The organism is Staphylococcus sp. 11-B-312 (genome assembly GCF_016743055.1).
Taxonomy (GTDB): Bacteria; Bacillota; Bacilli; order Staphylococcales; family Staphylococcaceae; genus Staphylococcus; species Staphylococcus ureilyticus.
In genome coordinates, this window is sequence record NZ_CP068241.1 from 1,844,152 (window position 1) to 1,858,359 (window position 14,208).

Here is a 14,208-nt window from a genome sequence, read left to right on the forward strand (position 1 = left end):
TCATACCCCCGTCAAATGAATTGGCGCTTCACTTTTAACAATTTCACCAATTCTATATGCATTTACTTGTGCTTGTTGTAACGTATTTAATACTTTAGCTTCATCATTAGCATCAACAACTAAGGTGAAACCGATCCCCATATTAAATACATTGTACATTTCTTTAGTTGAAATATTGCCTTGTTTTTGCAACCATTCAAATATCTTTGGTGTTGGAAATTGAGTTACATCAATTTTTGCACCTACACCCTCAGGCAATGCTCTTGGGATATTTTCAATAAATCCGCCACCAGTAATATGCGTCATCGCATGTATGTTTACGTGTTCTTTTACAGCTAATACAGGCTTGACATATAGTCGTGTTGGTTCTAAAAAGATATCTAAAAATGTGTGGTTTTGATCAAATTTGTCTTGTAGATTAATACCTGATTTTTTTATTAAATTACGTACCAAGCTGTAACCGTTAGAGTGTATACCACTTGATTCAAGACCTATTATTACATCACCTGGTTTCACGGCTGAACCGTCTATATACGCTTCTTTTTCAACAGCTCCTACAGCGAATCCTGCTAAATCATATTCACCTTCATGATACATTTCACCCATTTCAGCTGTTTCGCCACCAATCAGTGCTGTATTTGTAGCTTCACAACCGTCACTAACCCCTTTAACAATCTGTTCAATAACTTCTGGAACAACTTTATGTGTTGCAATATAATCTAAGAAATACAATGGTTCTGCACCAGTTGTTAAAATATCATTGACACACATCGCTACTGCATCAATACCTATCGTATCGTGTTTGTCATTATCAATCGCTAACTTTAATTTAGTACCAACACCATCTGTTCCAGATACGAGTAATGGTGCTTTCATATTTAACTGTGATAAATCGAATGTAGCACCAAAACCGCCTAATCCACCTAAGACTTCTTTACGCATTGTTCTTTGAACATGACTTGATATACGTTCAACCGCTTCATAACCTGCACTAATATCAACACCTGCTTGTTGGTATGCTTTAGACATTTAAATTACCCTCTCTATCAAAGTATTGTTTATGATTTGCTAAATATTCTTTTTGACGTTCGCTTAAATGTTCAAAATAATCTTGTTCATAATCATAAAGACCAGCAGGATAATCACCTGTAAAACTTTCTACACATAATCCTTTATAAGGAGCATCTACATCAAGACCAATTGAATCTATTAAACCAGCTACAGTTAGATAGGCCAGAGAATCTGAACCAATATGTTCACTGATTTCTGATGGTGATTTGCTCGCTGATATGAGTTCAGCAGTAGTTGAAACGTCTATACCATAAAAGCTTGGAAACATAAATTCAGGAGAAGCAATACGTACATGCACTTCATTAGCTCCAGCATCTTTTAGCATTTGTACTATACGCTTACTTGTCGTGCCTCTAACAATAGAATCATCCACTAAGACGATATTTTTGCCTTGTACGATATCCTTTACTGCCGATAATTTGACCCTTACACCTTGCTCTCTTAATTCTTGAGTTGGTTGAATAAATGTACGCGCTACATATTGATTTTTGACTAACCCCATCTCATATGGCAAACCACTTTGTTCAGCATAACCAGAGGCTGCTGAGAGTGAAGAATTAGGTACACCAATAACCATATCTGCATTTTCAACTGGACTTTCTAACGCTAATTGTTTACCAGATTGTTTACGAATCGCATGAACATTTTTTCCTGCAATAGTTGAATCTGGTCTAGCAAAATAAATATACTCCATAGCTGATATCGCCGTATTCGTATGTCTCGTATAAGACTCTACTCGAATACCTTCATCATTGATAACCACATATTCACCTGCATGGATATCTCTTACATACGTTGCACCTAAAACATCTATAGCACAAGTTTCACTTGCGATGATGTAAGCACCTGTTTTCATTTTTCCTACAACTAAAGGTCTGATTGCATTTGGATCAACAGCACCATATAATGCATCTTTTGTTAATAACGCAAATGTAAAACCACCTTTTATTTTTCGTAAACTTTCCTGTAACGCTGCTTCAAAGGTTGGCGCTTTACTTTTACGAATTAAATGCATGATTACTTCAGTATCTGAAGAAGAATGGAAAATAGAACCTTGATGCTCAAGAGATTTTCTTAAACTTTGTGCATTTATAAGGTTTCCGTTATGACAAACTGCGACACTCATATCATAAAAATGGTACAAAAATGGCTGAATATTCTCTATACCTTTATTCCCCGATGTCGCATATCGTACATGACCAATCGCATGTTGATAGGACTTAAATGATTCCAACTGTGCATCTGAAATGGCTTCAGTCAATAAGCCAAGCCCTCTTTCTCCAGTGAGTTTTTGTCCATCAGAACACACCATACCTGCGCCTTCTTGACCTCTATGTTGTAAACTATGTAAACCCATATACGTCAATTGTGCTGCTTCATGATGATTCCAAATACCAAAAACGCCACATTCTTCGTTTAATCCGTTGTAGTCATACATTTAGGAATTGCTCCTTCCCACTGTTCATTCAATTGTTTCACATCACGTGAAATTAACGTTTCCCCGTTAGAAACTACAAATTTTCCATCTTCTGTTAATGTACCAACTTTAATAGCATCTGCGATATCTAAAGGTTGGTCACCTTTTACTGCTACTACATAACGCCCTTGCGTTTCACTGAATAATTGCTCATTTTTTAGATTTAAAGTTACATTTAAGCCCATTTGATAATGTGCACTGATACGAGCAAAAGTCATTAACAGGCCACCTTTACCCACTGTTTGTACGTGGGATGCTATACCATTACGTATTGCCCTTTTAATCGACTCTCCTCTTTTGACTTCATTTGATAAATCAATGGTTTCAACTTCATGATTCACCTTACTGAAAAGTAATTTCTCAATTTGACTCCCACCAAAATCGCTAAATGTATCGCCTACAACATAAAGCGTATCACCCACTTTTGGCGTAAAATCATTGAAATAATCAATTTCTTCAATCAAACCAACCATACCTACGACTGGTGTTGGGAATATTGAAGTTTCTTTTGTTTCGTTATACAAGGATACATTGCCAGAAACGACTGGTGTTTTTAATATTTCACAGGCTTCAGCCATACCTTTAGTAGAATCTGCTAATTGTTGATAAATTTCTTTTTTCTCCGGTGATCCATAATTCAAACAATCGGTCATCGCTAAAGGTGTAGCACCTACAGAAATCAAATTACGGTATGCTTCTGCTACTACCATCTTTCCGCCTTCGTATGGATGATTAAAGACATATCGTGCTTCACCATCTATCGTAGAAGCAATTGCTTTATTTGATCCTTCAACACGAACAACTGATGATTGTAAGCCCGGTTTGACAATAGTATTCGCACCAACTTGTTGATCATACTGCTCGTATAAATAACGTTTTGAAGCAATCGTTGGATGAATGAGTAAACGATTAAATACATCTTCGACATCTATGTCACTGTATTCATTTTTAGGTTCATTATATTGAGGAGTTTCACCTTCAAGCACATAAACAGGTGCTTCATCTGACAATGGCTGTACGGGTATATCAGCGAAAATTTCATCTTCATATGTAAGTACAAAACGATCTGTATCTGTAACTTCACCGATAACAGCACTATCTAATTCATGCTTATCAAATAAATTTAAGAATTTATCTTCAGATCCTTTTTCAACTACTAATAACATGCGTTCCTGAGTTTCAGAAAGCATCATTTCATAAGGTGAAATACCTTTTTCTCTTGTTGGAACTTTTTCTAATTGTAGATGTAAACCACTTCCACCTTTAGCAGCCATTTCAGAAGATGATGATGTTAATCCTGCTGCCCCCATATCTTGGATACCTACTAGCTCATCAAATGTTATTGCTTCTAAAGTTGCTTCCATTAATTTTTTTCCAACAAATGGGTCACCAATTTGTACTGAAGGTCTCTTACTTTCACTATCTTCACTTAGTTCTTCAGATGCAAAAGTAGCACCGTGAATGCCATCACGTCCTGTTTTTAATCCCACATATATAACTGAATTACCGGAGCCTTTAGCAGTACCTTTTTGAATTTTATCGTGATCAATGATACCTACGCACATTGCATTGACCAATGGATTGCCATCATATCTATCATCAAATTCTATCTCACCCGCAGTTGTTGGAATCCCAATACAATTGCCATAACCGCCTATACCGGCTACTACACCACGTAATAATCGACGATTTTGTTTTTCTGACAATTCACCAAAGCGTAAACTATTTAATAAATTTATTGGTCTAGCACCGATTGAAACAATATCTCTTATAATGCCTCCTACCCCAGTAGCAGCACCTTGATATGGTTCAACAGCAGAGGGATGATTATGTGATTCAACTTTAAATACTACTGCTTGGTTGTCACCAATATCTACGACGCCTGCACCTTCACCAGGCCCCATCAACACATGTGATCCTGACGTTGGAAACTGAGTTAAAAATGGCTTGGAATGTTTATAAGAACAATGTTCACTCCACATGACAGAGAAAATACCAGTTTCAGTAAAATTGGGCTCACGACCTAAAATTTCACATACTTTATCGTATTCTGACTCCGATAAACCCATATCTTTATATCGTTTTTCTAATTTGATTTCTTCCACACTTGGTTCGATAAACTTAGACATTTTGTTCCCTCCAACTATTAACCATTGCTTCAAATAACTTAACGCCACTATCAGTACCTAATAAAGATTCCATCGCACGTTCAGGGTGCGGCATCATTCCACAAACATTTCCGTTTTTATTTACAATACCTGCAATATCATTGTAAGAACCGTTGGGGTTATCCTTATATTTTAAAATGATTTGATTGTTTTCTTCTAATCTGTCATACATTTCTGATGTACAATAGTAATGACCTTCCCCATGCGCTACAGGATATACTACATTTTCATTCTCTTCATATAAATTAGTGAAAGGTGTATGATTATTGACTACTTTTAGTAGTTCATTACGACTTACAAATAAATGTGAATCATTATGCAATAATGCACCTGGCAGCAAACCTATTTCTGTAAGAATTTGAAATCCGTTACAAACACCTAATACAGGTTTCCCTTCTTTAGCGAAACGTTTCACTTCTTCAGTGATAGGTGCAACACTTGCCATCGCACCTGAACGTAAATAGTCACCAAAAGAGAAACCACCAGGTATTAAAACACCGTCAAAACCTTCTAAAGATGTATTTCTATAGTCGACATATTCTGCTTCTACACCAGATTTCAATGCTGCATTATACATGTCCCTATCACAATTGGATCCTGGGAATTTTAGCACTGCAAATTTCATTATGCTTTCTCCCCTTCTTCCAATACTTTATAGCTATATTCTTCAATAACGGTGTTTGCAAAAAGTTTTTCGCTTAAAGTTGTAACGACATTGTGAACTGCAGCATCAGTCGCTTCATCAACTGTCATGTACAGTAATTTACCAACACGTATATCATTAACTTGTGTGTATCCTAAATCATGTACTGCGCGATTTAAAGCTTGTCCTTGTGTGTCTAATACTTGTGGCTGTAATGTGATATGCAATTCAATTGTTTTCATTTTATAGTTCCTCCAATTTATTAAGAAAAGTTTGATAAGTGTCTATGATTGAACCAGTATCTTCACGATAAACGTCTTTATCGAAATTTGTATCACTATATTTATCCCAAATGCGACATGTATCTGGTGAAATTTCATCTGCTAATAGAATTTGGCCATTCGTGCTACGTCCAAACTCTATTTTGAAATCTACGAGTCTTAGATCCATATCATCCATTAATTCAAGCAATACTGAATTAATTGTTATTGCTGCATCTTTTAATTTTTCAATTTCATCTTTACTAGCTATATTTAATAATTGTATGTGATCTTCTGTAATTAAAGGGTCATTTAAATCGTCGTTTTTATAAAAGAATTCAACTAATGGGCTTTCAAACTTATGACCTTTATCAAAGCCTAATCTCTTTGTTATAGAGCCTGCAGCAATATTTCTAACTACGACCTCTAATGGAATAATGTCTACAGATTTTACGAGTTGTTCAGTTTCTGATAGTTGTTCGATAAAGTGACTATTAATATCACGATCTTGAATAAGACTGAAAATTCTAGAAGTAATTTGATTATTTAAACGGCCTTTACCTTCTATAAAATCTTTTTTGGCACCATTACCAGCTGTGACTTCATCCTTATATTCAATTCGAAGTACATCTGATTGTGCCGTAGAAAAAATTCTTTTCGCTTTTCCTTCATATAACAAAGACATTAGCCATGTCTCCCTTCAAAATGATTTAGTAAAGTTTGTTCTGTTTGTTCTACATTGTTTGTAAGCATTGTAAGATGACCCATTTTACGGTCAGGTTTACGACTTGATTTTCCATAAATATGTACATGCCATTCAGGATGATCGCCGAATTTATGTTCTAACAGATCTAAATCTCTTCCTAATAAGTTCATCATTACACTAGGTTTTAATAATTCGATTTTTTCTGGTAAGTGTTGACCTGTCACTGCTAATATATGTGTATCAAACTGCGAATAATCACACGCTTCAATTGAATAATGTCCTGAATTATGAGGTCTAGGTGCAATTTCGTTCACAAACAATTGATTGTTTGAATCGATGAAAAACTCCACTGTAAACGTACCTACAAAGTGAATATGTTTGATGATCTTTTCAACTTCATTTCGTGCTAATTGTTCAATTTGTGAATCCACACGTGCAGGCACAACAGTCTTAAATAATATTTGGTTTTGATGTTCATTCTCTTGTAACGGAAAGTACGTAATTTGATTATTGTTACCAATCGTTACCGTTAAAGAAACTTCTTTTTGTAGATTTAAAAATTTTTCAGCGACACATTCTTGCTTTTCAATTAACGCTTTTGCATTGTCCAAATCTGTTTCATTTGTAATAAGTAATTGTCCTTTTCCGTCGTATCCACCAAATCTTGTTTTTATCATAAAAGGAAAACCAATTGTTTCTATAGCTTGAGATAACTCATCTGTGTCAGATAATTTTATAAATGGTGCTACTTGAGTTCCAGCACCTTGCAAGGTTTGCTTTTCAATCAATCTATCCTGTAACAGTTGTATAGCTTGATAACCTTGAGGAATATTATATTGAGAAACTAATGTTTGTAATTGATGCGCAGAAATATTCTCAAACTCATATGTGATAACGTCGGACAATTCACCTAGTTGAATAAGCGATTGTTCGTCATCATAGTTTGCTTTTATAAATTGATGCGCTACATATTGACATGGACAATTTTCATCAGGATCTAAAACGATAACTTTATAACCCATTTTCTGTGCAGATTGTGCCATCATTTTTCCTAATTGCCCGCCACCAATAATTCCAATCGTTGATCCAAATGTCAGTTTATTGAAGTTCATGTTGCATCTCACTCACTTTCTCAACCAATAATTTTTCATAATTTTCCAAATTCTTTTGGATAACTTTATTACCAATGCTGAGCATTCTTGCAGCAAGTATTCCTGCATTTTTGGCTCCAGATTTGCCTATAGCTGTCGTTGCCACTGGAATACCACCCGGCATTTGGACAATAGATAGAAGAGAATCTAATCCTTTTAAACTTTTAGATTCTATTGGCACACCAATTACTGGTAATGTCGTCATTGAAGCAACCATACCTGGCAAGTGTGCTGCTCCACCAGCACCTGCAATAATGACATCATAGCCATTGTCTCTAGCTCCTTTTGCAAATTCATACATTAATTGAGGCGTACGATGTGCGGAAACAACTTTCTTTTCGTACGGTATATCTAGTTGTTCTAACATTTGACAACTTTCTTTCATAGTCTCCCAGTCGGAAGAACTACCCATTATGACTACCACTTTCAAAATGAACACCCTTTCAGAAATTTGAAATGTTACGTCTATTAGATGTATATTACAGATATAGCATAACAACTAAAAATCGCTTTTTCAATCAAAAATCGAACTTTAAAGCAAAAAAATCTTTGAATTTTCGTCTTTTGGTTGAAAAACATGATGTTAATTATGTTAAAGTTAAGTAAAGTTCATACATTGGAGGAGGATTTTTTCATGGTCGCAAAAATTTTAGACGGGAAACAAATCGCAAAGGATTATAGACAAGGTCTAAAAGATCAAGTCGAAGCTTTACAAACTAAGGGTTACACGCCAAAATTATCAGTAATATTAGTAGGTAATGACGGTGCTAGTAAAAGTTATGTGAATTCTAAAAAGAAAGCTGCAGAAAAAATAGGCATGATTTCTGAAATCGTACATTTAGATGAAAGTGCTAGTGAAGAAAAAGTATTAAGTGAACTTCAACGCTTAAATGAGGATGACAGTGTCAGTGGCATATTAGTTCAAGTGCCACTACCAGATCAAGTTAGCGAACAAAAAGTTCTAGAATCAATTAACCCCGCTAAAGATGTTGATGGATTCCATCCTGAAAATATAGGTAAATTATATATTGACCAACAAACTTTTGTACCTTGTACACCTCTTGGTATTATGGAATTGCTAAATCATGCTGACATTGATTTAGAAGGAAAAGATGCTGTTGTTATAGGTAGAAGTCATATTGTAGGTCAACCAGTATCAAAACTATTATTACAAAAAAATGCATCAGTAACGATACTGCACTCAAGAACTAAAGACATGCACCAACATTTAAAAAACGCTGATATTATCGTTAGTGCTGTTGGACGTCCTGGACTTGTTACTAAAGAAGATGTTAAAGAAGGTGCAGTTGTAATTGATGTTGGTAATACACCAGATGAAAACGGAAAATTAAAAGGTGATATTGCCTATGATGAAGTTAAAGAAATTGCTGGTGCTATTACACCTGTACCTGGTGGCGTTGGCCCAATGACTATTACAATGGTATTAAACAATACACTTATGGCCGAAAAAATGCGTAGAGGTATTGAATAACAATCACACGCTTAATTTAAAAACATTTTAAATAATAGGCAAAACTGAGATTTCATATCTCAAACTAATGAATAAACGTCAATTTCTAGGTGATTACAATAGAAATTGACGTTTATTTTACTTTTATGAAATATAGGCCGTGTTGATCTACTATCTTCCTTATATAAAACTTCAAATCATTTTTTACAAAACGAACAAATTGCGTAAGTGAGAATTGTTTGTAAGCTGAAGTTCAGTTAAATATTTTATACTTTTCAATTCAAATCATATATGGCCAGATAAGCAGACAAAATCTTTTTTCGTAAAATCAGATTTCTTTCCCACGCTCATATTCATTTTTAAACCATCTCCTAAAACAGCTCTTATATTATTAAAACATCCATCAATAAGGTTTTATTCAAAAACACTCAATTTTCTTTAGTAGTTTTTACATTTTTCAAAAATTTATTACAGTTAACTGAATTTTTTCGAAAAATTATAACTTAATTTACACAATTACGTTATATTAAGACTATAGTACGATGTAATTTCTATCAAAATAAAATATAGTGTATTTAAGATAAAAAATAAATGACGCTCATACGGAGGTTTACGTTATGAATAAATTAATGCAGTCATTATCAGCACTCGGGGTATCTGCAACCCTTGTTTCACCTAATCTAAGTGCAGAAGCTACAGAAAATTCTATCCCCGAATTAAAAGGAACAAACGATGTTATCATCGATAAAGGAAATAACTATAATTTATTAAATGGCGTACGTGCCTATGATAAAGAAGATGGTGACTTAACGCACAAAATTTCAGTAGATGGAAATATTAACACTGAAAAAGAAGGCAAATATAAAATTGAATATACTGTAGAAGATTCAGAAGGTGCAACGAATAAATCAATAAGATATATTGAAGTAAAATAAATAGTATATCAATACATATGTCATAATGAAATTCACTCAAACAATTAATTTTGGTGTGAAATTATCCTATCGCCTAAAATATGACACTTTTCACAAAATGTACACATAATTTTAACAAATCTTTGAAAGCCCGTCAGACGTTGAGTTTGTTGGGTTTCTTTTAATTTTACAATAATTTTTTTTGCACAAACACTTGTAAATATTGCGTAATATCTTAAAATTGATGGTAAGCCCTACAATTGTAGTATTAGGAGGTCAAAAAAGTGTCAAAATTTAAGTCTTTGCTTCTACTCTTTGGCTCACTAATTATACTTAGTGGTTGTTCAAATGTAGAAGTTTTAAACCCAAAAGGGCCGGTAGCAAGTGACTCGAAGTTCTTGATTATTTATTCAATCATCTTCATGCTTGTTATTATTGCCGCCGTACTTATCATGTTTGCTCTGTTCCTATATAAATATAGATTACACAAAACAGACGAGTCTGGTAAGATGCACCACAATTCTTTAATTGAAACAATTTGGTTTATCATTCCGGTGATCATCGTTATCGCTTTAGCGATTCCTACAGTAAAATCACTTTATATGTATGAAGCTAAACCGGAAAAACAAGACGATCCACTTGTTGTCTATGCAACAAGCGCTGGTTATAAGTGGTTCTTCAGTTATCCTGAAGAAAAAATCGAAACTGTTAACCACCTAACAATACCTAAAGATCGCCCTGTTGTCTTCAAACTCCAATCAATGGATATGATGACAAGTTTCTGGATACCACAATTAGGTGGTCAAAAATACGCGATGACTGGTATGACAATGGATTGGACATTAACTGCTAGCGAAGAAGGTACGTTCCGAGGACGTAACTCAAACTTCAACGGTGAAGGATTCGCTCGTCAGACATTTGATGTTAATTCTGTTAGCCAAAGTAAATTTAAGGATTGGGTAAAAGATGCTCAAAGTCAAAAGAAATTAGATCAAGATACTTTTGATAAACAACTTTTACCAACTACTGAAAATAAAAACTTAACTTTCAGTGGTACGCACATGGCGTTTGTTGATCCAGCAGCTGATCCTGAGTATATTTTCCATGCTTATGATCGTTTCAATTACGTACAGAAAGATCCAAACTTCAATACACCTGAAGAAATTAAAAAAGATGTATTGGATAAACCGAATAAACCTGCACGTAAACCTCAAATCACAAACGCAAACTATGAACGTCATGGTATGAAAGCTATGATTCTAGGCAATAATGAACCATATGATAGTGAATTCAAAGATGAAGAATCACATAATATGGATGAAATGGAAAAAATCTCAGAAGGTGCTAAAGATGAAAAAGCATCTAAAGCTGAGAAAAAAGACCATGAACATGGAGGTGGACATTAATGAATTTCCCATGGGATCAATTACTCGTTCAAGGTAACTGGATGATTACAATGGCGCAAATTGGTGCACCGTTTGCTGTCATCGCAGTAATCGCAGTAATTACTTACTTTAAATTGTGGAAATATCTATACAGAGAATGGTTCACGTCTATTGACCATAAAAAAATTGGTGCTATGTATTTAATCTGTGCTGTATTAATGTTCGTACGTGGTGGTATTGATGCCCTAATGATGCGTACACAATTAGCAATTCCAGATAATACATTCTTAGAAGGAAATCACTATAATGAAGTCTTTAGTACGCACGGCGTAATAATGATAATCTTTATGGCGATGCCTTTCATCTTTGGTTTATGGAATGTTATTGTACCTCTTCAAATTGGTGCAAGAGACGTTGCATTCCCTGTATTAAATAACGTAAGTTTCTGGTTATTCTTCTCTGGTATGTTGTTATTCAACCTATCATTTATAATCGGAGGCTCACCTGCAGCTGGTTGGACTAACTATGCACCACTCGCAGGAGAATTCAGTCCAGGACCTGGGGTTAACTACTACCTTATCGCAATACAAATTTCTGGTATAGGTACCCTAATGACTGGTATTAACTTCTTTGTAACAATACTTAGATGTAAAACACCTACGATGAAATTTATGGAAATGCCAATGTTCACGGTTACTACTTTCATTACAGCATTAATCGTTATTTTGGCTTTCCCAGTATTGACAGTTGCGCTAGCACTGTTTACAACAGATAGAATCTTCGATACTGCATTCTTTACAGTCGCAAATGGTGGTATGCCAATGCTATGGGCTAACTTCTTCTGGGTATGGGGGCACCCCGAAGTTTATATCGTTATCCTACCGGCATTCGGTATTTATTCAGAAATTATTCCAACATTTGCACGTAAACGTCTGTTTGGTCACCAAAGTATGGTGTGGGCAACAGCAGGTATCGCATTCCTTAGTTTCTTAGTTTGGGTTCACCATTTCTTCACTATGGGTAATGGTGCATTAATTAACTCATTCTTCTCAATCACAACTATGCTGATTGGTATACCAACAGGTGTTAAATTATTTAACTGGTTATTCACTTTATATCAAGGTAGAATTACATTTGAATCGCCTATGCTATTCGCATTAGCATTCATTCCTAACTTCTTACTTGGTGGTGTAACTGGTGTTATGCTTGCAATGGCAGCAGCCGACTATCAGTACCATAATACGTACTTCTTAGTTGCTCACTTCCACTACACATTAGTAGCTGGTGTTGTATTTGCTTGTTTAGGTGCACTCATTTTCTGGTGGCCTAAGATGACTGGATTTAAGTTAAACGAGACATTAAACAAATGGAGTTTCTGGTTATTCATGATTGGATTTAACGTTTGTTTCTTACCTCAATTCATCCTTGGATTAGATGGTATGCCACGTCGTTTATACACTTATATGCCAGAAGATGGATGGTGGTTGCTAAACGCAATCTCTACTGTCGGTGCATTAATGATGGCACTAGGCTTTATGTTCTTAGTTGCTAGTATCGTATATAGTTTCTTCAAAGCACCACGTGAAGCTACTGGTGACAACTGGGATGGCTTAGGACGTACATTAGAGTGGTCAACAGCTTCAGCAATGCCACCTAAATACAACTTTGCTATTACACCAGATTGGAATGACTACGATACATTTGTAAATATGAAAGAACACGGTAGACACTACTTAGATAATCACAATTATTCTGATATCCATATGCCAAATAATACGCCAGTTGGTTTCTGGATGGGAATTTTCTTCACAATCGGTGGATTCTTCCTTGTCTTTGAAACTATACTTCCAGCCGTTATTTGCTTAATAGGTATCTTTGGTACTATGATTTACCGCAGTTTCCAAGTAGACCACGGTTATCATATTCCAGCTTCTGAAGTAGCAGAAACCGAAAAACGTTTACGTGAAGCACGTATAAAAGAAAGGGAGGCTGTAAGTCATGAGTCATGATGCAAACACTATTGATCAACGTTCGCATGAAGGTAATTTAAATAGACTTGGCTTTTGGGTATTCCTTACAGCGGAAGTCTCATTATTCGGTACGCTATTCGCAACCCTATTAACGCTTCAACACGGTGGCGATTATGGCGGTAAAATGACAACTGAAATGTTCGAATTACCCCTAATTTTAATAATGACATTTGCGTTATTAATTAGTTCTTACACTTGTGGTATTTCTATTTACTATATGAGACAAGAAAAAGCAAAATTAATGACAATATGGATGATTATCACTTTACTATTCGGAGTAGTGTTCGTAGGCTTTGAAATTTATGAGTTTGCTCACTATGTCTCAGAAGGTGTTAACTTAACTATTGGTTCTTACTGGTCTAGTTTCTTTATTCTTTTAGGAACACATGGTGCCCACGTATCTCTAGGGATTGTTTGGATTACATGTCTATTAATTCAAGTTGCAATGCGTGGATTAAATAAAGATAATGCTCCTAAATTATTTATAGTAAGTTTATATTGGCACTTCTTAGATGTTGTTTGGATCTTCATCTTCACTGCCGTATATATGATAGGGATGGTGTTTAGCGGATGAATACAATTGTAAAACACACAGTAGGTTTTATTGGCTCAATCGTTTTGACTATTTTAGCAGTATTCGTAACCCTATACACATCAATGGCACTAAATGCTAAGATTACAATCATCTTTGGCTTTGCCTTTATCCAAGCTGCAGTACAATTATTAATGTTCATGCACTTAACTGAAGGTAAAGATGGAAATGTACAAGGGTTTAAAGTTATATTTGCGGTTATCATTACTCTAATTACAGTTATTGGTACGTATTGGGTAATGCAAGGTGGACACTCAAGCCACTTATAATCCCAAAAAGACTTCTCGAAAGAGAAGTCTTTTTTTTATTCCCGTATCCATCTCCCCTATACCTTTCATTA

The 14,208-nt window shown here is 35.1% G+C and carries 14 protein-coding genes; 6 read left to right on the forward strand and 8 right to left on the reverse strand.

Annotation, left to right across the window (positions count from 1 at the left end; translation table 11 throughout):
• From purM to purE, 8 genes are read right to left on the reverse strand one after another with little or no spacing between them, the layout of a single operon-like run.
• Positions 1 to 1,029 carry a phosphoribosylformylglycinamidine cyclo-ligase gene (gene purM / locus JG554_RS08775; protein WP_107360257.1) on the reverse strand — a complete coding sequence of 343 codons (1,029 nt, stop codon included), beginning with the start codon at positions 1,027 to 1,029 and terminating at the stop codon, positions 1 to 3.
• Positions 1,022 to 2,509, reverse strand: a complete 1,488-nt coding sequence (gene purF, locus JG554_RS08780; protein ID WP_046207893.1) for an amidophosphoribosyltransferase — start codon at positions 2,507 to 2,509, stop codon at positions 1,022 to 1,024. The genes purM and purF overlap by 8 nt, the downstream gene beginning before the upstream one ends.
• A complete protein-coding gene (purL, locus tag JG554_RS08785; RefSeq protein ID WP_107360258.1) occupies positions 2,488 to 4,677 on the reverse strand; it encodes a phosphoribosylformylglycinamidine synthase subunit PurL in 2,190 nt (729 codons plus the stop codon). Before purL ends, purF begins: the two co-directional genes overlap by 22 nt.
• Positions 4,670 to 5,341, reverse strand: coding sequence for a phosphoribosylformylglycinamidine synthase I (gene purQ, locus JG554_RS08790; protein ID WP_046207895.1), 672 nt, complete (start codon positions 5,339 to 5,341; stop codon positions 4,670 to 4,672). The genes purL and purQ overlap by 8 nt, the downstream gene beginning before the upstream one ends.
• Positions 5,341 to 5,601 (reverse strand): phosphoribosylformylglycinamidine synthase subunit PurS, encoded by a 261-nt coding sequence (gene purS, locus JG554_RS08795; RefSeq protein WP_019468141.1) that lies wholly within the window; start codon positions 5,599 to 5,601, stop codon positions 5,341 to 5,343. The genes purQ and purS overlap by 1 nt, the downstream gene beginning before the upstream one ends.
• 1 nt (position 5,602) lies before the next feature.
• Positions 5,603 to 6,304 carry a phosphoribosylaminoimidazolesuccinocarboxamide synthase gene (gene purC, locus JG554_RS08800; RefSeq protein WP_046207896.1) on the reverse strand — a complete coding sequence of 234 codons (702 nt, stop codon included), beginning with the start codon at positions 6,302 to 6,304 and terminating at the stop codon, positions 5,603 to 5,605.
• Positions 6,304 to 7,437 carry a 5-(carboxyamino)imidazole ribonucleotide synthase gene (purK, locus tag JG554_RS08805; protein WP_107360203.1) on the reverse strand — a complete coding sequence of 378 codons (1,134 nt, stop codon included), beginning with the start codon at positions 7,435 to 7,437 and terminating at the stop codon, positions 6,304 to 6,306. Before purK ends, purC begins: the two co-directional genes overlap by 1 nt.
• Complete coding sequence (gene purE / locus JG554_RS08810) at positions 7,424 to 7,906, reverse strand: 5-(carboxyamino)imidazole ribonucleotide mutase (RefSeq protein ID WP_107360204.1); 483 nt, start codon at positions 7,904 to 7,906, stop codon at positions 7,424 to 7,426. Before purE ends, purK begins: the two co-directional genes overlap by 14 nt.
• 204 nt (positions 7,907 to 8,110) lie before the next feature.
• Here purE and folD point away from each other — a divergent pair, with 204 nt between their 5' ends.
• The 6 genes from folD (at position 8,111) to qoxD (ending at position 14,137) form a co-directional block, all read left to right on the forward strand.
• Entirely contained in the window at positions 8,111 to 8,968 is an 858-nt protein-coding gene (gene folD, locus JG554_RS08815; protein ID WP_046207899.1) for a bifunctional methylenetetrahydrofolate dehydrogenase/methenyltetrahydrofolate cyclohydrolase FolD, read from the forward strand.
• 596 nt (positions 8,969 to 9,564) lie between these two features.
• Positions 9,565 to 9,882, forward strand: a complete 318-nt coding sequence (locus JG554_RS08820) for an immunoglobulin-like domain-containing protein (RefSeq protein WP_046207900.1) — start codon at positions 9,565 to 9,567, stop codon at positions 9,880 to 9,882.
• A 263-nt stretch (positions 9,883 to 10,145) separates the two neighbouring features.
• Positions 10,146 to 11,267 (forward strand): cytochrome aa3 quinol oxidase subunit II, encoded by a 1,122-nt coding sequence (gene qoxA, locus JG554_RS08825; protein ID WP_046207901.1) that lies wholly within the window; start codon positions 10,146 to 10,148, stop codon positions 11,265 to 11,267.
• Positions 11,267 to 13,255 carry a cytochrome aa3 quinol oxidase subunit I gene (qoxB, locus tag JG554_RS08830; protein WP_107360205.1) on the forward strand — a complete coding sequence of 663 codons (1,989 nt, stop codon included), beginning with the start codon at positions 11,267 to 11,269 and terminating at the stop codon, positions 13,253 to 13,255. Before qoxA ends, qoxB begins: the two co-directional genes overlap by 1 nt.
• Positions 13,245 to 13,850, forward strand: coding sequence for a cytochrome aa3 quinol oxidase subunit III (qoxC, locus tag JG554_RS08835; protein ID WP_046207903.1), 606 nt, complete (start codon positions 13,245 to 13,247; stop codon positions 13,848 to 13,850). Before qoxB ends, qoxC begins: the two co-directional genes overlap by 11 nt.
• Positions 13,847 to 14,137, forward strand: coding sequence for a cytochrome aa3 quinol oxidase subunit IV (qoxD, locus tag JG554_RS08840; RefSeq protein WP_046207904.1), 291 nt, complete (start codon positions 13,847 to 13,849; stop codon positions 14,135 to 14,137). The genes qoxC and qoxD overlap by 4 nt, the downstream gene beginning before the upstream one ends.
• The last annotated feature ends 71 nt before the right edge of the window (positions 14,138 to 14,208 follow it).